The organism is Deinococcus maricopensis DSM 21211 (assembly GCF_000186385.1).
GTDB lineage: Bacteria > Deinococcota > Deinococci > Deinococcales > Deinococcaceae > Deinococcus_B > Deinococcus_B maricopensis.
The window spans coordinates 885,860-909,778 of the sequence record NC_014958.1 but is presented as its reverse complement, the minus strand read 5'-3'; the positions used below and the strand labels follow the sequence as shown (position 1 = coordinate 909,778).

The 23,919-nt window shown below is 72.0% G+C and carries 25 protein-coding genes; 17 read left to right on the top strand and 8 right to left on the bottom strand.

The window, feature by feature from the left end; all coding sequences use genetic code 11:
* Window positions 1–57: 57 nt before the first annotated feature.
* Window positions 58–579 (bottom strand): DUF2721 domain-containing protein, encoded by a 522-nt coding sequence (locus DEIMA_RS04150; protein ID WP_013555979.1) that lies wholly within the window; start codon window positions 577–579, stop codon window positions 58–60.
* A 79-nt stretch (window positions 580–658) separates the two neighbouring features.
* On the opposite strand from DEIMA_RS04150, the gene DEIMA_RS04145 reads away from it, so the two are divergent.
* From DEIMA_RS04145 to pyrF, 4 genes are all read left to right on the top strand, one after another.
* The gene (locus DEIMA_RS04145; protein WP_013555978.1) at window positions 659–1,534 is read left to right on the top strand and encodes an NAD(P)-dependent oxidoreductase; all 876 of its coding nucleotides are present in this window, start codon (window positions 659–661) and stop codon (window positions 1,532–1,534) included.
* Entirely contained in the window at window positions 1,531–2,394 is an 864-nt protein-coding gene (locus DEIMA_RS04140; protein WP_013555977.1) for a DegV family protein, read from the top strand. Before DEIMA_RS04145 ends, DEIMA_RS04140 begins: the two co-directional genes overlap by 4 nt.
* Before the next feature lie 127 nt (window positions 2,395–2,521).
* On the top strand, window positions 2,522–3,889 hold the full coding sequence (locus DEIMA_RS04135) for an MATE family efflux transporter (protein WP_013555976.1): 1,368 nt from the start codon (window positions 2,522–2,524) through the stop codon (window positions 3,887–3,889).
* A 68-nt stretch (window positions 3,890–3,957) separates the two neighbouring features.
* Window positions 3,958–4,755 (top strand): orotidine-5'-phosphate decarboxylase, encoded by a 798-nt coding sequence (gene pyrF / locus DEIMA_RS04130; protein WP_013555975.1) that lies wholly within the window; start codon window positions 3,958–3,960, stop codon window positions 4,753–4,755.
* Between the two features lie 14 nt (window positions 4,756–4,769).
* Here pyrF and DEIMA_RS04125 read toward each other — a convergent pair whose 3' ends face one another.
* Both DEIMA_RS04125 and DEIMA_RS04120 read right to left on the bottom strand, forming a co-directional pair.
* Complete coding sequence (locus DEIMA_RS04125) at window positions 4,770–5,696, bottom strand: CPBP family intramembrane glutamic endopeptidase (RefSeq protein WP_013555974.1); 927 nt, start codon at window positions 5,694–5,696, stop codon at window positions 4,770–4,772.
* Window positions 5,697–5,764: 68 nt separating this feature from the next.
* Complete coding sequence (locus DEIMA_RS04120) at window positions 5,765–6,361, bottom strand: sulfite oxidase-like oxidoreductase (protein ID WP_013555973.1); 597 nt, start codon at window positions 6,359–6,361, stop codon at window positions 5,765–5,767.
* A gap of 196 nt (window positions 6,362–6,557) precedes the next feature.
* On the opposite strand from DEIMA_RS04120, the gene DEIMA_RS04115 reads away from it, so the two are divergent.
* Complete coding sequence (locus tag DEIMA_RS04115) at window positions 6,558–7,469, top strand: DUF4032 domain-containing protein (RefSeq protein ID WP_013555972.1); 912 nt, start codon at window positions 6,558–6,560, stop codon at window positions 7,467–7,469.
* A 76-nt stretch (window positions 7,470–7,545) separates the two neighbouring features.
* Window positions 7,546–8,628, top strand: a complete 1,083-nt coding sequence (locus tag DEIMA_RS04110) for a GNAT family N-acetyltransferase (protein ID WP_148234901.1) — start codon at window positions 7,546–7,548, stop codon at window positions 8,626–8,628.
* Window positions 8,629–8,690: 62 nt separating this feature from the next.
* Here DEIMA_RS04110 and DEIMA_RS16765 read toward each other — a convergent pair whose 3' ends face one another.
* Window positions 8,691–9,737 carry a stage II sporulation protein M gene (locus DEIMA_RS16765; protein ID WP_013555970.1) on the bottom strand — a complete coding sequence of 349 codons (1,047 nt, stop codon included), beginning with the start codon at window positions 9,735–9,737 and terminating at the stop codon, window positions 8,691–8,693.
* Between the two features lie 88 nt (window positions 9,738–9,825).
* Here DEIMA_RS16765 and DEIMA_RS04100 point away from each other — a divergent pair, with 88 nt between their 5' ends.
* Both DEIMA_RS04100 and DEIMA_RS04095 read left to right on the top strand, forming a co-directional pair.
* Window positions 9,826–11,019 carry an ABC transporter substrate-binding protein gene (locus tag DEIMA_RS04100; RefSeq protein WP_013555969.1) on the top strand — a complete coding sequence of 398 codons (1,194 nt, stop codon included), beginning with the start codon at window positions 9,826–9,828 and terminating at the stop codon, window positions 11,017–11,019.
* On the top strand, window positions 11,019–11,477 hold the full coding sequence (locus DEIMA_RS04095) for a hypothetical protein (protein WP_013555968.1): 459 nt from the start codon (window positions 11,019–11,021) through the stop codon (window positions 11,475–11,477). Before DEIMA_RS04100 ends, DEIMA_RS04095 begins: the two co-directional genes overlap by 1 nt.
* Before the next feature lie 22 nt (window positions 11,478–11,499).
* On the opposite strand, the gene mnmE is transcribed toward DEIMA_RS04095, so the two are convergent.
* Genes mnmE through DEIMA_RS04085 form a run of 3 tightly spaced genes read right to left on the bottom strand, consistent with a single transcriptional unit; the run spans window position 11,500 to window position 13,642 of the window.
* Window positions 11,500–12,816 carry a tRNA uridine-5-carboxymethylaminomethyl(34) synthesis GTPase MnmE gene (gene mnmE, locus DEIMA_RS04090; protein ID WP_013555967.1) on the bottom strand — a complete coding sequence of 439 codons (1,317 nt, stop codon included), beginning with the start codon at window positions 12,814–12,816 and terminating at the stop codon, window positions 11,500–11,502.
* A gap of 52 nt (window positions 12,817–12,868) precedes the next feature.
* Window positions 12,869–13,039, bottom strand: a complete 171-nt coding sequence (locus DEIMA_RS17770; protein ID WP_013555966.1) for a hypothetical protein — start codon at window positions 13,037–13,039, stop codon at window positions 12,869–12,871.
* 27 nt (window positions 13,040–13,066) lie between these two features.
* On the bottom strand, window positions 13,067–13,642 hold the full coding sequence (locus DEIMA_RS04085) for a DUF4258 domain-containing protein (RefSeq protein ID WP_013555965.1): 576 nt from the start codon (window positions 13,640–13,642) through the stop codon (window positions 13,067–13,069).
* A gap of 187 nt (window positions 13,643–13,829) precedes the next feature.
* On the opposite strand from DEIMA_RS04085, the gene DEIMA_RS04080 reads away from it, so the two are divergent.
* Both DEIMA_RS04080 and DEIMA_RS17765 read left to right on the top strand, forming a co-directional pair.
* Window positions 13,830–14,378 carry a GNAT family N-acetyltransferase gene (locus tag DEIMA_RS04080; RefSeq protein ID WP_013555964.1) on the top strand — a complete coding sequence of 183 codons (549 nt, stop codon included), beginning with the start codon at window positions 13,830–13,832 and terminating at the stop codon, window positions 14,376–14,378.
* A 61-nt stretch (window positions 14,379–14,439) separates the two neighbouring features.
* Window positions 14,440–14,760, top strand: coding sequence for a hypothetical protein (locus DEIMA_RS17765; protein WP_013555963.1), 321 nt, complete (start codon window positions 14,440–14,442; stop codon window positions 14,758–14,760).
* Window positions 14,761–14,808: 48 nt separating this feature from the next.
* On the opposite strand, the gene DEIMA_RS04070 is transcribed toward DEIMA_RS17765, so the two are convergent.
* Window positions 14,809–15,417, bottom strand: coding sequence for a DUF305 domain-containing protein (locus tag DEIMA_RS04070; RefSeq protein WP_013555962.1), 609 nt, complete (start codon window positions 15,415–15,417; stop codon window positions 14,809–14,811).
* 251 nt (window positions 15,418–15,668) lie between these two features.
* On the opposite strand from DEIMA_RS04070, the gene DEIMA_RS04065 reads away from it, so the two are divergent.
* The 7 genes from DEIMA_RS04065 (at window position 15,669) to DEIMA_RS04030 (ending at window position 23,872) form a co-directional block, all read left to right on the top strand.
* Window positions 15,669–16,670 carry a PRC and DUF2382 domain-containing protein gene (locus tag DEIMA_RS04065; protein WP_013555961.1) on the top strand — a complete coding sequence of 334 codons (1,002 nt, stop codon included), beginning with the start codon at window positions 15,669–15,671 and terminating at the stop codon, window positions 16,668–16,670.
* Between the two features lie 90 nt (window positions 16,671–16,760).
* The gene (locus tag DEIMA_RS04060; RefSeq protein WP_169311918.1) at window positions 16,761–17,240 is read left to right on the top strand and encodes a YsnF/AvaK domain-containing protein; all 480 of its coding nucleotides are present in this window, start codon (window positions 16,761–16,763) and stop codon (window positions 17,238–17,240) included.
* 529 nt (window positions 17,241–17,769) lie between these two features.
* Entirely contained in the window at window positions 17,770–18,846 is a 1,077-nt protein-coding gene (locus tag DEIMA_RS04050) for a DUF4384 domain-containing protein (RefSeq protein ID WP_013555959.1), read from the top strand.
* Between the two features lie 186 nt (window positions 18,847–19,032).
* Window positions 19,033–21,351, top strand: a complete 2,319-nt coding sequence (gene dnaX / locus DEIMA_RS04045) for a DNA polymerase III subunit gamma/tau (protein WP_013555958.1) — start codon at window positions 19,033–19,035, stop codon at window positions 21,349–21,351.
* Window positions 21,352–21,416: 65 nt separating this feature from the next.
* Entirely contained in the window at window positions 21,417–21,977 is a 561-nt protein-coding gene (locus tag DEIMA_RS04040; RefSeq protein ID WP_013555957.1) for a hypothetical protein, read from the top strand.
* 123 nt (window positions 21,978–22,100) lie between these two features.
* Window positions 22,101–23,456 carry a glutamate-1-semialdehyde 2,1-aminomutase gene (hemL, locus tag DEIMA_RS04035; protein ID WP_043817068.1) on the top strand — a complete coding sequence of 452 codons (1,356 nt, stop codon included), beginning with the start codon at window positions 22,101–22,103 and terminating at the stop codon, window positions 23,454–23,456.
* Window positions 23,453–23,872, top strand: a complete 420-nt coding sequence (locus tag DEIMA_RS04030) for a CoA-binding protein (protein ID WP_013555955.1) — start codon at window positions 23,453–23,455, stop codon at window positions 23,870–23,872. The genes hemL and DEIMA_RS04030 overlap by 4 nt, the downstream gene beginning before the upstream one ends.
* Window positions 23,873–23,919 lie beyond the last annotated feature (47 nt).

Sequence of the window (23,919 nt, the reverse complement as noted above, 5' to 3'; positions counted from 1 at the left end):
CGCCCACGCGCACCAAAAAGCCCCCACCTCGTGAGGTGGGGGCTTTTTGTGGTGGGGTCAGGAGCGGTCGGGTTCGCGTTCCTGCTTGTACAGTTCGGCGTAATGGTCGCCGAGCTGCTGCAGGAAGTCCATTTCGCGGCGGGTGGTGCGGTAGCTGAGCTGCGCCTCGAAGATCAGCAGGGTGCTGCCGTACGCGAGGGCCACGGCGCCCAGCAGCCCCAGCAGGGTCGGCGCGGACGCCGCCCCGCGCCCCAGGACCTCGCCGCCGCCGATGACGAGGCTGGTGAGCACGAACACCGCCACCGCCCCGTAAAAGGACGTGAGGGCGCGCTGCAGCAGGCGCACGCGGCGGGTGAGGCGCGGAATCTGCGAGATGATCATGCGTTTCTCCTCGCGCGCGAGGGGCTCCAGGCGGCCCTCCCCGATCAGCTGCTTGAAGCGGCCCGTGAGGCTGCGGACGCGGTCGGTGGTGCGCCCGAGCCGCTGGCTGGTGCTGAGGATCAGGGTGCCGCCCGCGCTGATGAGCACGGCGGGGGTGATCATGGCCGACAGGACGCTGAGGGCGCCGTCCGGGTTCATGCGTTCAGTGTACGGTCGGCGCGCTTGAACTGCGCCCACGCGTGCAGGCAAGCGCGCCGCGCTCCTGTAGGCTGGCGGCATGACAACGGTGGCATTCCTGGGTCTGGGTGCGATGGGCTACCCCATGGCGGGACACCTGGCAGGGCAGTTCGAGACGCGCGTGTGGAACCGCACGCCCGAGAAGGCGCAGCAGCACGCGGCGCAGCACGGCTCGCAAGCGTGCGCGGACGTGGCGGAGGCCGTGCGCGGCGCGGCGGTGCTGTTCACGTGCCTGCCGACGAGCGCGGAGGTGGACGCGCTCGCGGACACCGTGCTGGGCGCCGCGAGCGCGGGGCTGGTGTGGGTGGACTGCACGAGCGGGGAGCCGGCGGCAGCGCGCGCGCTGGCGGTCAGGGCCGCGCAGGCGGGCGTGGTGTTCCTCGACGCGCCCGTGTCGGGCGGGACGAGTGGCGCGGACGCCGGCACGCTCACCGTGATGGTCGGCGGGGACGCAGGCGCGCTCGACGGCGTGCGCCCGACGCTCGCGTTCGCGGCGAAGGTCGTGCACGTCGGGCCGAGCGGGGCGGGCTTCGCGGTGAAGGCCATCAACAATGCGCTGCTGGCCGTGAACCTGTGGGCGGCCGGTGAGGGCCTCGCGGCGCTCGCGCGGGCGGGCGTGGACGTGAGCGCGGCGCTGCAGGTCATCAACGCGTCCAGCGGGCGCAGCAACGCCACCGAGAACCTGATTCCGCAGCGCGTCGTGACGCGGGCGTTCCCGGTGACGTTCAAGCTGGGGCTGCTGGCGAAGGACGCCGGGATTGCGCTGCGCGTCGTGAATGACGCGCGGGCGAGCGCGCCCGTGCTGAACGCCGTGGAAGGCCTGATGCGCGGCGCCGCGAACGCCGTCGGCGCGGACGAGGACCACACCGCCGCGCTGAAGCTTATCGAGCGCCTGAATGACCAGGAGATCCGTTGAAGCCCTGGCGGGTCGTCGCGGACGGCGGGCTGGACGCGTACGCGGACCTGCTCAATGACGTGCCGGTGGCGCCGTTCAGCTTGCACATGGGCCACGAGAGCTTCCGCGCGGACGAGATTCGCCGCGAGGACCTGTACGCGCGCCTCCGTTCGGGCGGGCCGCACCCGACCAGCAGCCAGCCGACGCCGCAGCAGTTCGCGGAGCTGTACCGCGCGGCTGGTGACGAGGCGGTGCTGGCCGTGACGATCAGCAGTGGGCTGTCCGGCAGCCTGAATGCCGCCGAGGGCGCGCGCGCGCTGGTGCCCGGCGCGGACGTGACCGTGCATGACAGCCGCACGCTGTCGGCGGCGCAGGCGTTTCAGGTGCACGCGGCGCGCTCGGCGCGGCAGCTGGGGCACACGGTCGAGACGGCGCGCGCGTGGATGCAGGCGGTGCACGCGGAAACGGAGTTGTATTTCACCATCGACACGCTGGAGTACCTGCGGCGTGGGGGGCGGATCGGGCGGGTCACGGCGACGCTCGGTGGGCTGCTGAACCTCAAGCCGGTCGTGACGGTGGACAAGACCTCCGGGGCGTATACGAACGTGGGACGCGCCCGGTCGTGGGGCAAGGCGATCGAGGCGGTGGCGCAGCAGGTGACGGCGCGCTTCGGGGCGGGCACGCCGCTGCGGGTGGGGCTGCTGTACGGCGTGGACCGCGCGGACGCGGACACGCTGCTGGCGCTGCTGCGCGAGCGGCACGAGTTGGTGTGGGCGGGATTCGCGGCGGTGAACCCGGTGCTGAACATCCACACCGGGCCGAAGGCGGTGGGGCTGGCGGTCGCGCCGGGTGCGTGGCCATGGGAGCGCGGGACCGCCTGAGCGGGGTGGCCTGAAGAAACGCTCAAGTGGGGGATTTGGCGTGCCGGACGCGCCGCTTCTGAACCGATTTAGACATCGTTCCTAAGCGTCATGGCGGAGCGCGCGACAACGGTGCTACCGTGCCCGCGTGAGCGCCACCCTTCCCTCCTCCCCCACCCGTCAGATCGCGCACCTCGCCGTGCCCGTCAGCCTCGAATTCGTGTTTCAGCTGCTGCTCGGCGTCATCGATCAGGTGATCGTCGGCGGGCTGGGCGCCGTGGCGGTGGCCGCCGTCGGCCTCGCCCACGGCGTCTCGTTCATCTTCGTGCTGGCCCTCGGCACCCTCGGCGGCAGCGCCGCCATCCTGATCGCCCGCGCGCACGGCGCCGGACGGCCCGGCGACGTGGACCGCACCATCGGCAGCGCCCTCGCGCTCGGCACGCTGCTGTCCGCCCTGTGCGCCGCTATCCTGATTCCGCTCACCAGCCCGGTCCTGCACCTCGCCGGCGGGAACGGTGCCGTGGCCGACGCGGCCACGCCGTTCCTGCGCGTCAGCATCCTGGCACTCGTCCCGTCGGTCGCCGGGGCGGTCCTGAGCGGCACCCTGCGGTCCCTCGGCCACCCGCGCCTTCCCATGACGGCCACGCTCATCAGCATGACCGTGAACACCCTGCTCGGATACGTCCTGGTGTTCGGCTTCGGACCCATTCCCGCGCTCGGTGTGGTCGGGGCGGCCTGGGCGACCTTCACGGCCTACACCCTCAAGGCGCTGCTGCTGGCGTACCAGGTGTACGGCCCGCGCCGCCTCGCGCGCCTCGCCCTGCCGCGCCCCGGGGCGCGCCGCGCGATTCTCGCGCCGCTGCTCAGCCTCGCCGCGCCCCTCGCCGTCACCGAGGTCGCCTGGAGTGTCGGCACGTTCCTGTACACCGTCGTGTTCGCGCGCCTGGGTGTGACCGCCCTCGCGGCCAGCCAGATCGTCAACACCCTGGAGGGCCTGTTCATCGTGGGCAGCATCGGCCTCACGAGCGCCGCGACCACCCTGATCGGCCAGGCGGTCGGCCGCGCCGACGCGACCGCCGCGCGCGCGTGGGTGGCGCGCGTGACGCACGCGGGCCTGATGACCAGCCTCGCGTTCGGCGCACTGTTCGCCCTCACGGCGCTGCTGCTGCCGCTGCTGTACCCGAAGCTCAGCGGAGACGTCCGCGCCATCGCCGTCGTCGGCATCCTGATCAACGCCGCGTTCCAGGTGTTCAAGGTCCGCAACATGGTCCTCGGCGCGGGCGTCCTCCCGAGTGCCGGCGACGCGCGCGGCGTCATCATGGGCGACGTCATCGGCGCGTTCGTGGTGGGCCTGCCGCTCGCCCTGCTGGGCCTGCACCTCGGCCTGGGCGCGTGGGCGATCTTCGCGGCGCGCGGCGCGGAGGAGGTCGCGAAGGTCCTCGTGTTCCGCTGGCGGCAGCGCCGCGTGAACTGGGATACGCTGGCCGCCAGCGGCGAGCCCCGCGCGGCGCACTGACGCCCGGTGAATGCGCGGCGCAGGCCCTGGTCGGGGGCCTGCGCCGCTCGCGTGGTACGCTCCCCCGGATGACGTTTGCTGCGCGCCTGACCGAGAGGACCCTCCGCCTGAACACCCGCTTGTGCGTGGGCCTGGACCCGCGCGCGGACGCGTACGCGGATTTCGCGGCGCTCCGCGCGCACACGCTCGCGGTGCTGGACGCGACGCACGCGTACGCCGCGTGCATGAAGCCGCAACTGGCGTTCTTCGAGGCGCTCGGCCTGCCGGGGCTGCAGCTGCTGGAGGAGGTGTGCGCGGCGGCGCGCGCGCTGGACCTGCCGATCATTCTGGACGCGAAACGGGGCGATATCGGCAGCACCGCTGAAGCGTACGCGCGGGCGTGGCTGTCGGGCGGCCACGCGGGCGACGCGCTCACCGTGAATCCGTTCCTGGGCTTCGGGACGCTCCTGCCGTTCGTGACGGCGGCGCGCGCGAACGGCGGAGCGGTGTTCGTGCTGGTGAAGACCAGCAACCCGGACCAGGCGGACGTGCAGGGCGGCGGCGTGAGTGAACGCGTCGCGGACGAGGTGGCGCGCCTGAGCGCGCCCGAGGCGGAGGCCCTGAGCAGCGTCGGCGCGGTCGTCGGGGCGACGCACCCGCAGGAGCTCGCGGCGTTCCGGGCGCGCATGCCGAAAGCAGTGCTGCTGCTGCCGGGCCTGGGCGCGCAGGGTGGCCGCGCGGAGGACCTCGCGGCGGCGTTCCTGCCGGGCGGCGTGGGCGCGGTCGTGAACGCGAGCCGCGGCGTGCAGTACGCGGCGGGCGTGGACGTGGACGCGGCGGTGGAGGCCGCGCGCGGCTTCCGCGACGCGCTGAACGCCGTTGTCTGAGGCGACCCGCGAGCTCAGCCGGGCCGGGGGAGGTCCCCGCCGGTCAGGGTGACGTACAGGATGCCGAGCAGCGCCCCGGCGAACACCAGCGCGGTCAGGACCATCACTGTGATCAGGCTGGCGCTCCAGACGGGTTCGTGCGTGCGCACCTGAACGGGGCGGGGGCGCAGCCAGCGCGTGGCGAGCGCCAGCAGGGCGACGCTGAGGCCCAACGCGAGCAGGGCCTGCGGGCGCGTGAGGGTGGCGGCCTCGTCGCGGAGCCACGGGGGGCCACTGCGGGCGAGGGCCGGGAGCAGCAGCGCCGCGGTGTTGTTCAGGACGTGGATGGCGTACCCGGTCCAGAAGCTGCCGGTGTGCTGCACGGCGCGCGTGAGGATCCACGCGGCGGGCAGGATGCCGAGCGCCTGAAGCGGCACGGCGTGCGCGAGGGCGAACAGCCCGGCGACGGCGAGGCCAGCGGCGCGCACGCCGAGCGCGCGTTCGTACGCCGTGAGCAGGAACCCCCGGAACGCGAGCTCCTCGATGAACGGAACGAGGAGCGCCCCGCCGATCAGCAGGGGGACCAGGCCAGCGCCGCTGGCGCTGAAGGCGTCAGCGTCGTAGCCGAGGCGCAGTTCCGGCCACAGACCCAGCAGGCCGGCGAGCAGCGCCTGGCCGCTGGTGAGCGTGAGCAGCAGCGCGCCGAGGGTGGTCAGGACCGGCGGGGGCGTACGCCAGCGGTCGGTGCGGGTGAGGTCACGCAGGGCCGGGCGGAAAAACACGAGGAGCGTGACGGCGTTCAGGACGCTCGCGGCGATGAGGCCCCACCCGATGGAGCGGAGGCCGACGAGGCCGCCGATCACGTTCTGGAGCAGCAGGATGGTGGCGAACGCGCGGTTGGCGCTGAGCGGCGACAGGCGCACGCCGGGTGGGCGGGCGTCTGCGGGTTCGGTGGGCGTCATGCGTTCAGCGTACCGGTCGGCTCGGGGCGGCCGAGCCGTTCACGGCCGTGGTGGTCGGGGGCGCGGGGTCAGTCGTCGCTGTAGCGTTCGTCTTTGAAGGGGTCGCCGCGCATGTGGTAGCCGTTGCGTTCCCAGAAGCCGGGCTGGTCATGGTCGAGGAATTCGAGGCCGCTGATCCATTTGGCGCTCTTCCAGAAGTACAGGTGCGGGACGACGAGACGCATGGGGCCGCCGTGTTCGGTTTCCAGGGGCGCGCCCTCGTAGTGGTGCGCGAGCAGGTTGAGGGGGCGCACGAAGTCGCTGAGGGCGAGGTTGGTGGTGTACCCGCCGTAACTGTGGATCAGGACGTGCGTGGCGCCGGGTTTGAGCTGGATGTGCTGCATCAGGTCGGGCACGGCGACGCCCGTCCAGGTGGTGTCGAGTTTGCTCCAGTGGGTGACGCAGTGGATGTCGTAGGTGTGCGTGGTTTGCGGGAGGGCCATGAGGTCCGCCCAGGTGAAGGTGCGTTCCTCGGCGAGGCCGGTGACGCGCACTTCGACGTTGTGCGGTTCGATGCGGGGGGTGGGGCCGTAGGTGAGGACGGGGAAGCGGGCGGTGAGGGACTGTCCGGGGGGGACGCGCCCGCCCATGTCGTCGCTGGGTTTTTTGAAGAAGCGGCCAAGCATACCTTGCAGCGTACGGTGTGTAGGGGCGGGTGGGGGTGTGGTGGAGCCCAAAGGTTCTTGAACTGGGGCTGACGCGGCGCTGAGGGCGGCGGGGCACTGTGGGAGATGGGGCGTTTGTCATGGTGTCGTGACACCCCGTGCGTTAGTGTAGAGACAACACAAAGGCGGGCTGGGGCCTGCCCGCCTCGGAGGCAGCATGAACGTCCAGGACAAAGCCAAAGCCGAAGTCGAACGCGCGCGCCTGCTCGCAGGTGTCCACGACGTCCTCAGCGTCCTGCGCGGTGTGCCGAACGAACTCATCCCCTTCGACTGGGTGCGTCACCTCAACCCCGAAGGCGAATCGCACGCCGGCGTCCGCGCCATCCCCGTCAACGCCATTGTCGGCAGCGTCGACCGCTACCGCGAATTCGACCGCTACTACCTCCCCAAGGAACAACACCTCGACGAACGCTGGGTGAACGTCCGCGCCGCGCAACTCCAGGGCCGCGAACTCCCCCCCATCCAGGTCTACCAGGTGGGCGGCGTGTACTTCGTCAAGGACGGCAACCACCGCGTGTCCGTTGCACGCCGCAACGGCCAGGCGTTCATCGACGCGCACATCATCGAGCTGCACGTGACCGTCCCACCCGAACCGGGCGACACCCTCAAGGACCTGATCATCAAGGGCGAGCACGCACGCTTCCTGCGCCTCACCGGCCTGAACCAGCTCGTGCCGGACCACGACCCCATCTGCTTCACGACGCCCGGACGGTACGACATCCTGCTCGACCACATCCGCACACGCCAGTACTACCTGGGCCGCAAACTCGACCGGGACGTCACCTGGGAAGAAGCCGTGGAGAGCTGGCACCGCCGCCTGTACGCACGCATCACCGCGCAGATCGACGCGCACGACGTCATGCGCCTGTTCCCGGGCCGCACGCCCGCGGACCTGTACCTGTGGGTCATGGACCACCGGTACTTCCTGACGCAGCAGTACGGGTTCGACGTGGGCAGCGAGGTCGCCACCGTCGACTTCGCACGCAAGCACGCGCCCGCGCCGTTCCAGCGCCTGCAGCAGCGCGCGCGCCTATGGCGCCACCACCTGCGCCGCCCCCGCAACGCCTGACGTCCGGCACCTGACGCACCGCGCGTACGCCCGATGGCCGATGCCGCACGCCACCGGCGACGCGCACCATCAGGGCATGCCTTCCACCGTCCAGATCGAACGTCACGACGCCCGCACCGCACCGCTCGACGTGCGCCTCGCCGGCGCGCACCTCCGCGCCGCCGCGTACGCCGTCAGCTTCCCCGAAGACCCCCCGATGATCCCCGAAGCCGACGCCGAGGACCTCCGGCACGTCACCCCCGGCGAGGACGTGCAACTGTTCCTCGCCCGCGACGAGCGCGGCGAACCCGTCGGCTGGGCGACCCTCGGGTACTCCACCGAGCAGAACCTCCACATCGCCTTCGCGGACGTGCTCGTCCACCCCGATCACACCCGCCGCGGCGTGGGGCGCGCGCTGGCCGCCGCCGTCCTCGACGCGGCGCGTGCGGAAGGCCGCCGCACCATCACCGTGTGGACCGGCAGCCGACGCCCCGCCGGTGAAGCGTTCGCGCGCGCGCTCGGCGCGGAACCCGCCCTTCCCATGATCAGCAACGAGCTGCGCCTCGACGCGCTCGACGCAGCCCTGCTTGCCCGCTGGACCGCCCGCCCCGACAGCGAGCCGTACCGCCTGCACCACTTCACCCGCATTCCCGAGGCGTACCTGGAGCGCACCGCGCAGGTCATGATGGTCATGAACACCGCCCCCAAGGGCGACCTGGACATGGACGACTGGACCATCACGCCCGAGATGATCCGCGCGTGGGAGGACAGCGTCGCCGCAGCGGGCGAGCAGCGACACCTGATGGCCGTCGAGCACCTCCCCACCGGGGAACTCGTGGCGTACACCGAAGTGTTCTGGTCCCCGCAGCGCGCCCCGCTCGTGTACCAGGGCGCCACGGCGGTGCGGCCCGACCACCGCGGGCGCGGCCTCGGGAAGTGGCTGAAGGCCAGCATGCTGCAGCACGTCCGCGCGCACTGCCCCGGCGCGGCGCGCGTCCGCACCGGCAACGCCGACGTGAACGCCGCCATGCTCGGCATCAACCACGCCCTCGGTTTCGCGCCGTTCATGACGCGCACCGAATGGCAGGGCGACGTGCAGGCCCTCACTGAACGCCTGCACGCGCTCGGTGCCACCCCGTCGCACCGCCAGCCCGAGCAGCCCGCGCGCCCCGCCCGGTAACCCACCCCAACCAGCAGGAGGCCGACCCACGTGTGGGTCGGCCTCCTGCTGCGGGTTCCCGCTCAGCGGAACATCGGCACCAGCACCAGAATCTCCAGCGCCTCGTACCACGCGCCGATCAAGAGCAGCAGCGCCGCCGGCAGCAGGCTGTACGCGTAATCCCGCCACGCGCGCACGAACCCCACGCGCGGCCAGCGGAACAGCCACCCGACCGCCGCGCACGCAATGAAGATGTACGCCTGCAGCTCGATGATGATCACCGGCAGGTGCAGCCAGAACGACGCCCCGAGCCCCTCGGTGGGCGCGAGCGCCACGCCAATCGCGAAGAACCGCGCGAGGTTGAACAGCGGCGCCGGCACGCCCAGGAACAACCCCGGCACGTACGTGGTGAGGAACGCGCCGCTCATGAAGTTCCACGTGAAGATGCCCAGCGCCAGTGAAGGGACGTTGCTCGCGAAGTCCAGGATGCCGGTCTGGCGCAGGCTCCCGCCCAGCAGGTTCCCGAGTTCACGCGCCGCTTCCGGGAATGACACGCCGAACGCCATGCCGAGCGCGAACACGCCGTACAGCAGCGCGTTGATGACGCCGTACACAGGAAGCGTCTCGCGGGCGATGGCGAGCGCGCGGCGCAGGCCCTCCCGGATAAAGGTGTTCGTGAAGGCCGCCACCACAAACGCCACGCTGAGCAGCGCGAACACGACCGTCGCGAGCGGCGATTTCAGGCTCTCCGGCAGGCTCGCCTGCGCCGCTTCCGGCATGATGCGCGTGGGCGTCCACGTGCCGTCGGTGCCGCGCGTGACCGTCACGTCGTACGTCAGCAGGTTCCCGGCGCGGTCCGCGACCGGGTAGCGGTACGTCTCGGTGTTCCCCTCCGCGGTGCCGAACTCGCGCAGGGCGACATTCACGCGCCCGTCACGGGGGGCCGGCTGGAAGTTCAGCGTCTGCCGCAGGGCCTTCCAGGGGTCCTCCGGGTCGATCTTCGTCGTGAACCCGCCCGCCAGCCACGTTCGCACCGCTGCGTCCGCGGCCTGTTCCGCCGCGGGGGTCTGCGCGAACGCCACCCCCAGCACCACCCACAACGCCATCAGTGTCCGCGTGAACCATTGCATGCGTGCAGTATCGCACCCGCTACGCACGCGCGGCCCTTCCGGCCTTCATCATGGCGCCGCTCATGCGCGTGCGCGATACTGCCGGGGTATGCGCCGCGCCGCCGCCACCCTCGCGCTCGCCCTCGCCGTCACGGCGGGCGCCGCGCCCGTCACCGTCACGTTCTGGCACAGCATGGAGGGCGTCCGCGACCTCGTTCAGCGCTTCGCGGACGAATTCAACCGCAGCCAGAACCAGTACCGCGTCGTGCCGACCAGCGTCGGCAACTACCGTCAGGCGCAGGAGAAACTCCAGGGCGCCCTGAAAGCCGGGAACGCGCCCGTGCTGTTCCAGGCGGAACTCACGTACTTCCCGCAGCTCGTCGCGGAGGGCCGCCTCGTGAACCTCGACCAGTACGAGGCGAAACTCGACGCGGACCTCCGCCGGGACTTCTACCCGGCCGTGTGGAACTACGGCGATTACGGCGGGAAACGGTACGGCCTGCCGTGGAACGTCAGCACGCCCGTGCTGTTCTACAACATCGGTGCGTTCAAGAAGGCCGGCGTGAACGCGCCGCGCACCTGGACGGAGTTCGAGGTGACCGCGCGCAAGCTCAGCAGCGGTCGGCGCGCGTTCGTGTTCGGCGCGGACGCGTGGACGTTCGAGCAGCTGGTCGCCGCGCGCGGCGGCAGCGTCGTCCGCGGTGACCAGCCGAACTTCACGAGCGCGGAGGTCGTCGCGGCCCTCGAATCGCTCGTGCGGCTCACGCAGGCGGGCGCCGCGCAGCCGCGCACGCTGAGCGACGGCACGCGCGCCGCCGTGGACTTCGTGCGCGGGCAGCACGTGATCGCGGCGGCGAGCATCGCGAACTGGACGGACTTCGACCGCCTCGGGTTCCTGTTCCGCCCGGGCGCGGCGCCCATGCCGTGCGAGAAGGTGTGCGCCGTTCCATTCGGCGGCGCGCAGCTGGTGGTGCTGCAGGGCGCCAGCGCGCCGGAGCAGGCGGGCGCGTTCGCGTTCTGGCGGTACCTAATGGACGGCGACACCCTGAAACGCTGGGTGGAACGCACCGCGTACATGACGCCGCGCCGCAGCGTGCAGGCGCAGCTGCAGACCTACTACGCGCAGAACCCGTACCGCAAGGCGGTGTTCGCGCAGCTGGACGATGCCGTGCCGCGCCCGCGCCTGCCGGAGTACGCGCAGTGGCAGCGGTACTTGGAGGACGCGATCCTGAAGGCCACGAGCGGGAAGGCGACGGCGCGCGCCGCCCTGGAGGAAGCGCAGCGACGCGCCGGCGGTTCCTGATGGCCTCGGCGCTCGCGTGGGTGTTCGTGGCGGTCACGGTGCTGACCGCTGGAGTGTTGGTGCGGGTGCTCGCGCGGCCCGGGGCGCTCAGCGCCGCGCGGGTGTGGGCGTTGACGGCGCTCGCGCCGATCCTGCTGTCCATCACGGGCGCCCTGACAGCCCGAAGTGGCGCCGAACGTCACCTTGAACCGAACCGGCCGCACACCCTGACGTTCACGTGGGCGGAGCAGGGGCAGGCGCGCACGCTCACGGCGACGTTCGGGTCCGCGGACGCCGCGTGCCTCGCGCGCGCCGTGCGCCTGAACGCCAAGGGCGCGTACCGCGTGACGGACACGCGCGGCCGCCCGCGCACGCTGCGCGTCACGGACGGCAGCACCGTCCGCGGTGACCTGCCGTCCGAGGAGGTCACGAACGCCCTGGTTCTCACGGACCGCCTGAGCTGCCGCCCCACCCGCTGACCCCGCAGGGGCGCGGCCGGGCTCACTTGCCGACGCAGAAGTTCCGGAAGACGGCGTCCACGACGTCCTCGGTCACGTCGCGGCCCGTCAGGTCGTTCAGGGCGCGCAGGGCCTCCTCCAGTTCCAGCGTGGCCAGTTCGTCCGGAAGGGCGCGGGCGGCCTGCACGTGCCCGAGCGCGCGCCGCGCCGCGTCCCCCTGCCGTTCGGTGGTGAGCCACGCCTCGCCGCGCGCCGCGTCGCCGAGCAGCCGCGCGCGAATCGCTTCCCGCAGCGCCGGCAGGCCCGCCCCCGTCACGGCGCTCACCGGCAGGGTCGCGGCGTCCGCCCAGGCGGGCGGCAGGTCCGCCTTGGTGCGCACGTGCAGCGTCCGGTCCGCGGGGGTGTCGAGCGCGGCGTCCTCGCGGGGGCTGCTGCCGTCTTCCAGGTGCAGGATCAGGTCCGCGCCGCCCGCGAGCGCCACCGCCTGCCGCACGCCCGCCGCCTCGATGGCGTCGTCGGTGTCGCGCAGGCCCGCGGTGTCCACGAGCGTGATCGGCACGCCGGCCAGTTCCAGCTGCGCCTCCAGGTAGTCGCGCGTGGTGCCCGCCACGGGCGTGACGATGCTGCGCTCGTACCCCAGCAGGGCATTCAGGAGGCTGCTCTTCCCGGCGTTCGGCCGGCCGATCAGCGCGAGGCGCGCGCCGCGCGTGGCCAGCTGCCCCGCGCGGGACGACGCAATGAGCGCCTCCAAGTCCTGCGCGGCGAGCGCGAGCGGCGTTTCGCGGTCCTCTTCGGGCACGCCCTCCTCCGGGTAGTCCAGCATGGCCTGCACGGCGGCGAGCACCCGCGTGACGCGCGACTGGATCAGGGCCACGCGGTTCGCCAGGGCGCCCGTCAGGCCGAGCGTCGCCTGCCGCCGCGCGGTGTCCGTCTGCGCGTTCACGAGGCTCAGGACCGCTTCGGCCTGCGCGAGGTCCAGGCGGCCGTTCACGTACGCGCGCAGCGTGAACTCCCCGGGCTTCGCGGGCCGCGCGCCCGCTTCGAGCGCGCGCGCCAGTACGCGGTTCAGCACAGCGGGGCTGCCGTGCGTCTGGAACTCCACGACGTCCTCGCCGGTGTAGCTGTGCGGCGCGCGGAACACCAGCGCGAGGCTCTCATCCACCACGTCGCCCGAGGCGTCCAGCACGCGGCCGTACAGGAAGCGCCCGCCGGGCGTGCGGCCCGGCGCGCGCCGCCCGGCGAACATCGCGTCCGCCACCCGCAGGGCGTCCTCACCGCTCACGCGGACCACGCCGATGCCGCCCGCGCCGGGCGCGGTCGAAATGGCGGCTATTGTGTCTTCCAAACCCAAACGCGTCACGCCCGCAGCATAGCGACGCGGGCGTGACGCAATCGTGGAGCAGGGCGGACCCTCAGGTGGGCTGGCGGGCGAGGGCCATGAGCGGCGCTGGGCGTTTCGGGCCGTTCAGTTCGTGCAGCAGCGCCGCGGGGTAGGCCGCCTGCGGCTCACCCCACCAGCGCTTCATTTCGGTGTTCCCGATGCGCCAGCCCACGCCAGGCACGGCTTTCGGAACGTACCGCACGCTCGACTTCCTCAGGCAGCCCGGAGCTCAGGCGCCCTTGCGCCAGTGGCCTTTGCTGCGATTTCCGGGTTTGTTGCCGGGCGTGGCGGTGCGGTGCTGCACCTGCTCGTTGTCCCAGCGGAGCAGCACCGCGAGGCGCGCGCGGCTGATGACGTGGTGCGGGTTTTTCGGGACGAACGCCGTGACGATGTCCATCCAGTGGTCGCGCTCGTGCACCTCCACGACGACGTGCAGGGGGATGCGGAACCCGTGCGCCTCGAAGGTGCCGCACACCAGCCAGCGGCGGTCTTCGGGGTACACGGCCTTCACGCGGCCGCTCATGAGGACGTGGAGGATGTCGTGCTCCAGGAACCCTTCGGCGCGGGCGTGACCGACGGCGTGCGGGCGCACGTCGTAGTGGCCGTCGAGGATGGCGTCACGGAGGCGGGCGTGGGCGCGGGCGAGCGTGTGGTCGCGCGTGTCGATGCCGGCGAGGTCCGCTTCGCGCTGAGGCTTCACGGGCTTGGCCGCTGGGGGCGGTGGGGGCGTTTTGGGCGTGCGCCGCGCTTCTTTTTCCGCTTTGGCGAGTTGGGCACGCAGGGTCAGCAAGTCGTTGTGCTGCACGGTGAGCCTCCGGGCGGGGGGAAATAAAAAAACGCCCCTCTAAACACGCGGTGGTGTTCATGGGGTGGGCGTCGTCGTACCCTGTTCAGGGCATACCTCATGGTAGCAAGGCGGGGGCGCGCAAGGGTGTGCGAAACCGCCATTTCCGGCGTGCTGGGCGCTCGGCACGCGCTATGGTCCCTGAAGCATGCCGAACCCGTTCAAGGTGCAGTTGACCCACGCGGCGGATATCACGCCGGAACAGGAAGGGCGCTTCCGGGCGCTGCTGATGGCGGCGTACCCTCAGTTCGCGGACTTCTGGGCGGGCACGTCGTTCTGGGGCGGCCCGGCGGACGCGCGGTTGTGGCTCTCAGCGCCGGACGGTGAGGTGCTCGCGCACCTGGGGTTCGGGCGACGCACGGTGCGCGTGGGCCGCGAGGACGTGCGCGTGGCCGGCGTGGGCGCCGTGGCGACGCACCCGGCGCACCGTGGGCGCGGGTACGGCGCGCGGCTGCTGCGGACCCTGCCGCACGCCGCACCGGATGTGGATTTCGCGTTCCTGGAGTGCCGCGAGGAGGTCGCGCCGTTCTACGCGTCGGGTGGGTTCGTGCGCGTGCCCAACAGCACGTGGAGCCTCGACCCGGACGAGGGCATGTGGGTGGAGCGGGCCGGTTCGCCGGTGATGGTCCTACCGGTGCGCGCGTCCATCCGCGCGTGGCCGGCGGGGCGGGTGGATCTGCGCGGCATGCCGTGGTGAACGCGGGCCTTTGTCGCGTGCGCCACGGCGCGCGGACGCGCCACGCGGGACACTCCGGGGCATGAAGGGCAAGGGGAGGGGCAGTGTGGAGCGCGCGCCGGTCGCGCCGGTGACGTTGCGGGAGATGCCGGGCACGCGGGTGCTGCTGTGGGTGGTGGACCCCTGCCCGTACTGCGCGGGCACGCACTTCCACCCGGCGGGACGCGGGGACCTCGCGGAGGCGCAGCTGCGGCTGGGCGAGGTCCCTGCGGCGTGCGACGCGGGGCGGCTGTACACGCTGCAGGTCCCGCCGAAGCCGAAACGCACGCGCGGCAAGGAGGAACGGCGGCGGGCGCGGCGGGAAGCGCGCCGGAAGATGGACGACGACTCGGACGACTGGTGAACGGCGAGGGCCGACCCTCACTTGAGCGTCGGCCCGCCCGCGCGCAGGTCAGTGGTGGTGGTCGCTCATGCCCGGCATGTCCGGCATGCTGGGCGTGGGGGCCTGCTCGCCGCGGCGCGCCAGCAGGGACTTCATCAGGTTGATCTCGCCGGTCTGCGTGGCGTTGATCTGCTGCGCGAGCGCCTGCACCGCCGGCTGCACGCCGCCGTTCAGGACCGGCTGGACCATGCTGAGGGCGCCCTGGTGGTGGCGGATCATCAGCTTCAGGAACTGCGTTTCGGCGTCGCGGACCGGCAGCGTGTCGAGCGAGCGGAGGTCCGCCGCGCTGGCCATGCCCATCGCGCGGGCGTGCTCGGCGGTCATGCCCTGCCCCGCCCACGGGCGGCCCCACAGGGTCAGCCACCCGCGCATCTGCCCCACCTGGTCCTGCTGGGACAGCATGATGTCGAGCGTGATGGCGCGCAGGTCGCGGTCTTGCGTGCGGTCGCGCAGGCGCACGGCCATGTCGATGGCCTGCAGGTGGTGCTGAGTCATCTCGCGGATGAATCGCACGTCGGTGCTGCCCTCGCCGGGTGCCCGGCGGGCGAACAGGAAGGCAGCGGCGATCAGGGCGCACACGACCAGCAGCGTGGGCACGAGCGGAACGCGTCGGGACATGCCGTCATGCTACGGGCCGGGCGCGCGGCAGGTGTCCTGACGCACGGGGCGCGGGCGGGCCTTTAGGAAGGGCGCGGTCGTTCATGCTTCTGGCACGTTCATGGAGAAAACACCCCGCAGGGTTTAGGGGCACTTGATTTCTGAACTGACCCTATGTCCCCCCCTCAGCTTTTCCATGCTGGCCGGGTGGACACTCGGGACGTTAGATCACACCGCCCTTGCCGTTGCCGGTAAGGCAGAAGGAGCACCACATGGCGAACCTGATTTCCCTGTCTGACCTGATGCGTGACCGTAACTACGACTTCAAGAGCGACAACATCTACGACCCCACCGGGCAGACCGCCTACGGGATGGACGGCGAGAAGCTCGGCACCGTGCGCGGCGCGCTCGTGGAACCGGACAGTGGCCGCCTGCGCTACCTGATCGTGGACGTCGGCGGCTGGTTCAGCAGCAAAGACGTGCTGATCCCCGTCGGGTACGCCCGCACCGAGGACGACGGCGTGTACTTCGACAACCTCACCAAGGACCAGGTCAAGGACATGCGCGCCTACGCCCTGGGTGAGTCGTACGACTACGACGCCCAGGTGAGCGACGAGCGCGTCCTGCGCGGCACCGGCTACAACGGCAACATCGGCTATGACGAAGCCGCCGTCGGCACCATGACCGAAGGGGCCGCCACCGAGCGCCGCTACAACTACCGCGACCAGGACACCAGCGACACCATGTTCAAGACGCCCGGTCGCCTGCAGCTGCTCGAAGAGCGCCTGATCGTCGACAAGGACCGCTACGTGGCGGGCAGCGTCGAAATCGGCAAGCATGTCGAGACGCGCCAGGAGAACGTGAACGTCACCGTGAGCCGTGACGAGGTCGTCATCGAGCGTCACGCCGTCACCGACCAGCGTCCCGTCGAGGGTGCCGTGCTGGGCGCCGACACCGCCGCCATCCGCGTGGACCTCGAAGCGGAACGCGCGAACGTCCGCAAGGAAGCGTACGTGACCGAGGAAGTCAGCGTCGGCGAGCGCACCGTCAGCGACACGCAGACCTTCACGGAAACCGTGGGCCGCGAAGTGCTCGACGTGAACCGCACCGGCGAGGCGCGCATCTCGGGCGAGGGCATCGCCACCGACAGCACCATGAGCGCCGGCACCCGCACCCATGACGACCGCGGCATCGTGGAACGCGGCGTGGACGCCGTGGACAACACGATCGACCGCATGGACGGCAAGATCGACCGCCCCGAAAACCAACGCTAACCCAACAGGGCCGGCCCCGCGCCGGACCGGACACCCCGGCGCGGGGACGAGGCACCCTCGTCCCCGCGCCACGCTGGAGGCCACATGAGCATGAACGACCCGAATGAACGGCGTGCCAATGAGCAGGTGGCCATGAACGACCTGCATGAGGTGGCGCGCGTGCAGCTGCGCGAGGAACGCCTGGTGGTGGACCGCGTGCATGAACGCATCGGTCACGTGACGGTCGCGCGGCGCGTGGAGACGCGCACCGTGCACCTGCCGGCCGAGGAGACCGTGGAGACGCTGGTGATCGAGGTGGCGCCCGGGGCGGGCATGGTCACCATCGACGGTGAGGAGTTGCGCGCCGGGGAGCGGCGGGAAATTGAGGTGTACCGCGTGGCGTCGCGCGTCGTGAAGGACATCGTCGCGTATCAGGACGTGCGGGTGCTGCGCCGCGCCGTGACCGCGCAGGAAACGCTGACGGTGGAACTGGGCCGCGAGGTGCTGGTCGTGGACGACCCGCAGCGCCTGGTGGTGGAGGACCGGATCGTGGGCGGCACCGAGGAGTCCCGCGCGGACCTGCAGGGGTAGCGGCGCCGCTCACGGGCGCGTCCGCGCGCGCTGGCGGGGTGCAGGGTCGGGGCATGCGCGCCGACCCTGCCGCGGTGGTGGGTCCTGGCGGCCGTGGTGGCGGTGCTGCTGACGCCGTGGGTCTGGCCGCGCCCGCGCGTGGAGCGGGTCTGGGCCGCGCCGCACGCGCCGTGGTTTTGGCCGCACCTTTGCCTGGAAGGAACGGTGCAGCCCGGCATGTGGGCGCAGCAGGCCGTGCTGACGTGTGGACGTTGGGTGGTCCGCCGGGTGGCGCGCACGGCGTCCACCGGCCCGGATGGGTGGACCATGCCGGGCGTGCGGGTGATCTGGACCGCCGGTGGGGCGCAGGTGCGGTCGCCTACCGGGTACGTACCGGCCCTCACCCCGGTGACGTTCACCCGGCGGGACCTGGCTTCGTTGGTCGGCTGCTGGTGAGCAAGCCAGCCTGCGCGCGGTTCATGAGAAGCCCCACAAGTCCTCTGAGGAGGGGCGTCAGGCGCCCGTCAAGCGCGCCGCGCATCATGCAGCCATGAACAAACGTATGACCTGCGGCCTCGCGCTCGGCGTGGCCCTGACCGGCGCGGCGTTCGCGCAACCGCGCATCAGTGCCCAGAGCATCATCGTGAACCCCACCCCGGCGGACCTGACGGTGCGCGTCCGCGTGGACCGCGACCCCAGCGGCACCGGCGTCCCCAACTACCGCGCGGGTGAGAACGTCACCATCAGCACGACCGTCAACCAGGACGCGTACGTGTACCTGTTCAGCGTCGACCCGTCCGGCGACGTCACGCAGATCCTCCCGAACCGCCTCGGCGGCGAGAACTTCGTGAAGGCGAACACCACCGCCGTGTTCCCCCCGGCAGGCAGCGCGTTCCGCTTCACGGTGGACGGCGAGGCCGGCCTGAACAAGGTCCTCGCGCTCGCGAGCACCACGCCGCTGGACCTGTCGCAGCTCAGCACCTTCCGGAGCAGCCAGGATCAGTTCGCGACCGTGGCGGCCAAGGGGCAGCAGGAGTTCGCGCAGGCGCTCAGCATCGTCGTGAACCCCGTCCCGCAGAACAATTGGGTGACCGACACGGCGTTCTTCAACGTGACCGCGCAGACGCCCGTGCAGACCGGCAGCGTGTTCGTCGGCACGAACGTCCCGAACGCCACCGTGTACCTGAACAACCAGCGGCTCGGCGGCGCGAACGTCACGTATAGCGGTATCCGCCCCGGCACGTACCCGGTGCGCGTGCAGGCGCCCGGCGCGCGTGACTACACCACGACCGTCACGGTGCGCGCCGGCGGCACCACGAACGTGAACGCGGACTTCCCGCTGGCCGTCACGCCGCAGGAGCCCGGAAACGTCGTGCTGGACCTGTTCCGCAACCTGCTGGGCGCGTTCACGGGCGTGCAGCTGCAGGACCCGGCGCGCAGCGCGTACGACCAGAAGGTTGCGGACCTGCAGCGTCAGGGGTACGCGCTGCAGAACACCCGTCAGACGTCCGGCGGGTACGTGGGCACGCTGACGCGCAACGGCAGCACCGCCACGCTGACGGTCACGCGCGGCGCGAACCGCACGCTGAACGTGCAAGTCACCGAGAACACGCAGTACCGCTACTAACAGCGGGCGGGCAGGCGGGAGCGTACGCTCCCGCCTGCCCCTTTGGGTGGGGCAGGGGCCCTGCTGCCTCTGGAGCGGGCCTTCTGAAGTCAGGCGGATTTCGCTCACTGCGTAAAGCCTCCCCGGACGCTAGGATGGTCCAGTGAAGGTCCGCACCCCCTCCCCCACCCCCCGAGGCCGCCCGGCATGAGCGCCATCTACCAGCGCGCCCGACCCATCCACTGGGATGAGGTGGTCGGGCAGGAGCACGTCAAGGACGTATTGCGCGCCGCCCTCGAAGCCGGCCGGGTCGGGCACGCGTACCTGTTCAGCGGCCCGCGCGGCGTCGGCAAGACCACCACCGCACGCCTGATCGCCATGACCGCCAACTGCACCGGCCCGGACCCCAAGCCGTGCGGCACGTGCCCGTCCTGCCTGGAGGTCCGCGCGGGGTCGCACCCGGACGTGCTGGAAATCGACGCGGCCAGCAACAACAGCGTCGACGACGTCCGCGAACTGCGCGAGAAGGTCGGGCTCGCGGCCATGCGCGGCGGCAAGAAGATCTACATCCTCGACGAGGCGCACATGATGAGCCGCGCGGCGTTCAACGCGCTGCTCAAGACACTGGAGGAGCCGCCCGCGCACGTGATCTTCATTCTGGCGACGACAGAGCCTGAAAAGGTCCTGCCGACCATCATGAGCCGCTGCCAGCACTACCGCTTCCGGCGCCTCACGGACACCGAGATCGCCGGGAAGCTCACGGGCATCGCGGAGCGCGAAGGGGTCCGCGCGCAGCCTGAGGCGCTCGCGCTGATCGGGCGCCTCGCGGACGGCGCCATGCGTGACGGCGAGAGCCTGCTGGAACGCATGCTCGCAGCGGGCACCAACGTGACCCGCGCGGGCGTCGAGGCGGCGCTCGGCCTGCCGCCCGGCGAGCGCGTGCGCGACATGGCGCGCGCCCTGGTGCTGGGGGACGCGGCGGGCGCGCTCGGGGAGGCGGGCCGCCTGTACCGCGACGGCTTCGCGGCGCGCACGGTCGTGGAGGGCCTCGTGTCGGCCCTGCGGGACGCGCTGCACGCGGAACTCGGCCTGGACGGCGAGGCCATGGAGGGCGCGGACGTGCCGCGCCTGTTGCGCCTGCAGGCTGCGTTGGACGAGCAGGAGGCGCGGTTTGCGCGTGCGGCGGACCTGGGCAGCCTGGAACTGGCGCTCACGCACGCGCTCCTGAAAGCCGAGGGGGACAGCGCGGCCAGTGGGGCGCCTGCCCGTCCGGTCGCGGCGGCCTCGGCGCCCGCCGGGGACCTGGCGGCGCGCCTCACGAAGCTGGAACGGGACCTCGCGGCGCTGCGCGCGAGTGGCGCCCGCCCGGCTGCGCCCGCCGGGCCCGGTGGGGGCGTGCCAGCCTTCGACCCGGGCGAACGCCGAGGCCCGGCGGGGCCGGTCCCCGCGCGCGCGCCGGTGGACGCCGCGCCGCCCCCACCGACCGGCGGGACCTGGGCGGACGTGGTGCGCCTCGCGGGCATGCAGACGCGCGCGTTCCTGAAGCCCGCGCGCATGCACACGCAGGACGGGTACGTGAGCCTCACGTACGACGAGCGCGGGAAGTTCCATGCGCGTCAGGTCGCGGACAAGTTCGACGAGGTCGCGAAACTGGTCGCGCGGGTGTTCGGGCCGGTCACGTTCGAGCTGATCAGCCCGGACGTCACGAAACGCGCCGGGCCGAGCGGCCGCGCCGGCGGCTCAGCCCCCAGTGGCGGCAACGACCACGACGAGCCGGGCCCGACGGAGCCCGCCCCACGGCGGGCCACGCCGCCAACCCCGGCTGCCACGGCCGCCCCGCGGGAGCGGGCGGCGCGCGGCCCGGACTTCGCGCCGCTGCCCGACCCAGCCCCGCGCGCGGAGGTCACGCCGCGCCGCGCGAGCGTGGACGACATCCCGCCGTTCGGGCCGCCCACGCCGCGCCGCCGGGAACCTGCCGCGCCCGCCGCGGAGGTGCGCGTTCCGCCGCCCAGCCCGGACGACGCGGTGCCCGCCCCGCTGCCGCAGGCGATCACGGCCCCAGCGGCGCACGTGGCCGACGCGCCTCCACTGCCCGCCGAAGCGGGCGCCCGCAAGGTCTACATCGAGCCGGAACCCATCACGATGGAGCCGGACTGGGACGACCTGGGCGGCGACATGCCGTTCGGGCCGCCCAAACCGAGGGCGGCGCCCCCAGCCACGCCGGAGCCGAGCCCCTGGGAGGACGCGCCCGCGGCGGTCGCGGTCGCCACGCCGGTCCCGGCGACCGCGCCCCTGCCTGCCCCCGAGCCGTCCCCGTGGGAGGACGACGCCGACCCGGCCCCGGCCGCGCCGAAACGCGCGGTGCCGGCCACGCGCGGCGCGGCGGGCATTGCGGGCATCCGGCAGCACCCGGCGTTTCAGGACATCCAGCGGATGTTCCCCGGTCGGCCGAAGGGCGGCGGGCAGCTGCGTACGCGCGCTGCGCCCGCCGCGGCGGACGCCACCGCCGAGGACGACGAAACGTGAGGTTCCTCCCGGCGCGGTCAAGTTCGCCTTGACTTCACGGGAATCGCCAGTACAACAGATGGGCAATGAACCGAACCGTCAGCTCTGCCCTGTCCGCTCTCGCCACCCTGACCCTGCTGGGCGCCGCGCACGCCGCGCCCGTGCCCAGCAAAGCGCAGCAGCTCGCGCTGTTCCGCGTGACCGCCCTCGCGAACGCCACCGTGACGCCTGCGACGCTCGCCGCGACCGGGAGCGCCGAAATGGTCGCCATCCCCGCCGACTACCTCTACAACCGCGACGTGAACGTGAAGGCGTACGACCTCGACGCGTTCCTGCGCGCGCGCATCCCGAACGTGGACGAACTCGCGCAGCAGGGCGCGCAGGTGATGTTCTGGTGCATCGACGGGTACGCGCCCATGGCGAAACTCAGTGACGTACTCGGCGCGGGCGGCTTGATCGCCGTGGCCGACGCGGACGCGCCCGAGGGCGTGACGTGGCCGGACGCGCCGTACAAGAACACCGTCTTGAAGGCCGACGCCATCGGCAACTACGTCGTGTGGCGCGACGCCAAGTACCCCGCGAAGCCTCAGCCGTGGGGCCTCGCGACCATCTACGTCCTCCCGGCGGACGCGGCCATCCGCAAGTAAGGCCAGCCACACGCAGACGGGCGGGATGCTTGCGCGCCCCGCCCGTCTGCGTGACCCGTCGCCTTTCCTCACGTGCCCTTCCGGTAAGGTGGTCGGGTGAGTGAAGTGAGTGAGCAGCAGGTCATGCGCGACGGCCCGCCGGAACCCCGGGTCGGCCACGCGCCCGAACGGTCCGAGGCGCTGTTCGCGCGCGCGCGTGCCGTCACGCCCGGCGGCGTGAACTCGCCCGTGCGGGCGTTCCGGTCCGTGGGCGGCAGCCCGCGCTTCATTGAGCGGGCGAGCGGCGCGTACCTCACGGACGCGGACGGCAACGACCTCATCGATTACATCGGCTCGTGGGGCCCCATGATCCTGGGGCATAACCACCCGGACGTGCGCGCGGCCATCACGGATGCCCTTGCGGGCGGCACGAGCTTCGGCGCGCCCGGCTGGCGCGAGGTGGACCTCGCGGAACTGATCGTCCGCGTGACCGGCGTCGGGAAGGTCCGGTTCGTGAACAGCGGCACCGAGGCGACCATGAGCGCCCTGCGGCTCGCGCGCGGCTTCACCGGCCGGGACTACATCGTGAAGTTCCGCGGGAACTACCACGGGCACGCCGACGGGCTGCTCGTGGAGGCCGGCAGCGGCCTGATCACGAACGCGGACGGGCTGGGCGCGAGCGCGCCCAGCAGCGCCGGCGTGCCGCAGGCGTACGCGCAGCTGACGCTGGTCAGCGAGTACAACGACGCGGACGCCCTCGACGAACTCATGCGGGAACGCGGGCACGAGATCGCCGCGATCATCTTCGAACCGGTCATCGGGAACGCGGGCGTCATCGTGCCCACTCCGGCGTTCCTCGCGGCGCTGCACCGCGCGCGCGAGGGCGGCACGCTCCTCATCGCGGACGAGGTCATGACCGGCTTCCGTCTCGCGCGGAACGGCGCGACCGAACGCCTCGGCCTGCACCCGGACCTGATCTGCTGGGGCAAAATCATCGGCGGCGGCCTGCCCGTCGGCGCGTACGGCGGCCGCGCGGACGTCATGGACTTCGTGTCCCCGCAGGGCCCCGTGTACCAGGCGGGCACGCTCAGCGGCAACCCGCTCGCCATGGCCGCCGGCCTGGCGACCCTGCGCGCGCTCGACGCGGACCCCGACGTGTACACGCGCCTGGACGCGTACACGTCGCGCCTCGCCGACGGCCTGCGCGCCGCCGCGGACGCGACGGGCGTGCCCGTGACCGTGCAGCATATCGGCAGCATGCTCACGGTGTTTTTCCTCGACGCGGCCACGCTCCCGCACGGGGAGGTGCGTTCGTACGCGGACGCCGCGAACGCCGACACCGCCGCGTTCGCGCGGTGGTTCCAGGCGCTGCTGGCGCGCGGCGTGTACTGGGCGCCCAGCCAGTTCGAGAGCATCTTCGTGAGTGCGGCGCACGGCGACGCCGAACTCGAACGGACCCTGGAGGCCGCGCGCGCGGCCTTCGCCGAGGTGAAGGCATGATCCTCACGGACATCAAGGACGTCACGCACGTCCTGCAGGAACAGAAGGTCGTGGCGGTCGTCGGCTTCCACCGCGACCCCACGAAGCCCGCGCATTACGTCCCGGAGTACCTGCACCGCCAGGGGTACACCGTCATTCCCGTGAACCCTGCGCTGGCCGGCGAGACGTACTTCGGGCATAAGGTCGTCGCGCGCCTCGCGGACATCGAGGTGCCGGTGGACATCGTGGACGTGTTCCGCCGCAGCGAGGCCGTGCTGGAGCACGAGGCGGACATCCTCTCGATGGTGCACGCGCCGAAGACGGTGTGGTTGCAGCTCGGCATCCGCAATGACGCGTTCGCGGAGCGTCTGAGCGCGCGCGGCATGGACGTCATTCAGGACCGCTGCATGCTCGCCGATCACCGCCAGTACCTGTAACGCTCTCCTCACGCGGTCCGGTGCAGTTACCGGGCCGCGTGGCTTTG

What these genes read in the sequence shown, in the direction of transcription:
- DEIMA_RS04150 (WP_013555979.1), bottom strand. Translation starts at nt 579, where the DNA reads ATGAACCCGGACGGCGCCCTCAGCGTCCTGTCGGCCATGATCACCCCC.
- DEIMA_RS04145 (WP_013555978.1), top strand. Translation starts at nt 659, where the DNA reads ATGACAACGGTGGCATTCCTGGGTCTGGGTGCGATGGGCTACCCCATG.
- pyrF (WP_013555975.1), top strand. Translation starts at nt 3,958, where the DNA reads ATGACGTTTGCTGCGCGCCTGACCGAGAGGACCCTCCGCCTGAACACC.
- DEIMA_RS04125 (WP_013555974.1), bottom strand. Translation starts at nt 5,696, where the DNA reads ATGACGCCCACCGAACCCGCAGACGCCCGCCCACCCGGCGTGCGCCTG.
- DEIMA_RS04120 (WP_013555973.1), bottom strand. Translation starts at nt 6,361, where the DNA reads ATGCTTGGCCGCTTCTTCAAAAAACCCAGCGACGACATGGGCGGGCGC.
- DEIMA_RS04115 (WP_013555972.1), top strand. Translation starts at nt 6,558, where the DNA reads ATGAACGTCCAGGACAAAGCCAAAGCCGAAGTCGAACGCGCGCGCCTG.
- DEIMA_RS04110 (WP_148234901.1), top strand. Translation starts at nt 7,546, where the DNA reads ATGCCTTCCACCGTCCAGATCGAACGTCACGACGCCCGCACCGCACCG.
- DEIMA_RS16765 (WP_013555970.1), bottom strand. Translation starts at nt 9,737, where the DNA reads ATGCAATGGTTCACGCGGACACTGATGGCGTTGTGGGTGGTGCTGGGG.
- DEIMA_RS04100 (WP_013555969.1), top strand. Translation starts at nt 9,826, where the DNA reads ATGCGCCGCGCCGCCGCCACCCTCGCGCTCGCCCTCGCCGTCACGGCG.
- DEIMA_RS04095 (WP_013555968.1), top strand. Translation starts at nt 11,019, where the DNA reads ATGGCCTCGGCGCTCGCGTGGGTGTTCGTGGCGGTCACGGTGCTGACC.
- DEIMA_RS04080 (WP_013555964.1), top strand. Translation starts at nt 13,830, where the DNA reads ATGCCGAACCCGTTCAAGGTGCAGTTGACCCACGCGGCGGATATCACG.
- DEIMA_RS17765 (WP_013555963.1), top strand. Translation starts at nt 14,440, where the DNA reads ATGAAGGGCAAGGGGAGGGGCAGTGTGGAGCGCGCGCCGGTCGCGCCG.
- DEIMA_RS04070 (WP_013555962.1), bottom strand. Translation starts at nt 15,417, where the DNA reads ATGTCCCGACGCGTTCCGCTCGTGCCCACGCTGCTGGTCGTGTGCGCC.
- DEIMA_RS04065 (WP_013555961.1), top strand. Translation starts at nt 15,669, where the DNA reads ATGGCGAACCTGATTTCCCTGTCTGACCTGATGCGTGACCGTAACTAC.
- DEIMA_RS04060 (WP_169311918.1), top strand. Translation starts at nt 16,761, where the DNA reads ATGAACGACCCGAATGAACGGCGTGCCAATGAGCAGGTGGCCATGAAC.
- DEIMA_RS04050 (WP_013555959.1), top strand. Translation starts at nt 17,770, where the DNA reads ATGAACAAACGTATGACCTGCGGCCTCGCGCTCGGCGTGGCCCTGACC.
- dnaX (WP_013555958.1), top strand. Translation starts at nt 19,033, where the DNA reads ATGAGCGCCATCTACCAGCGCGCCCGACCCATCCACTGGGATGAGGTG.
- DEIMA_RS04040 (WP_013555957.1), top strand. Translation starts at nt 21,417, where the DNA reads ATGAACCGAACCGTCAGCTCTGCCCTGTCCGCTCTCGCCACCCTGACC.
- hemL (WP_043817068.1), top strand. Translation starts at nt 22,101, where the DNA reads ATGCGCGACGGCCCGCCGGAACCCCGGGTCGGCCACGCGCCCGAACGG.
- DEIMA_RS04030 (WP_013555955.1), top strand. Translation starts at nt 23,453, where the DNA reads ATGATCCTCACGGACATCAAGGACGTCACGCACGTCCTGCAGGAACAG.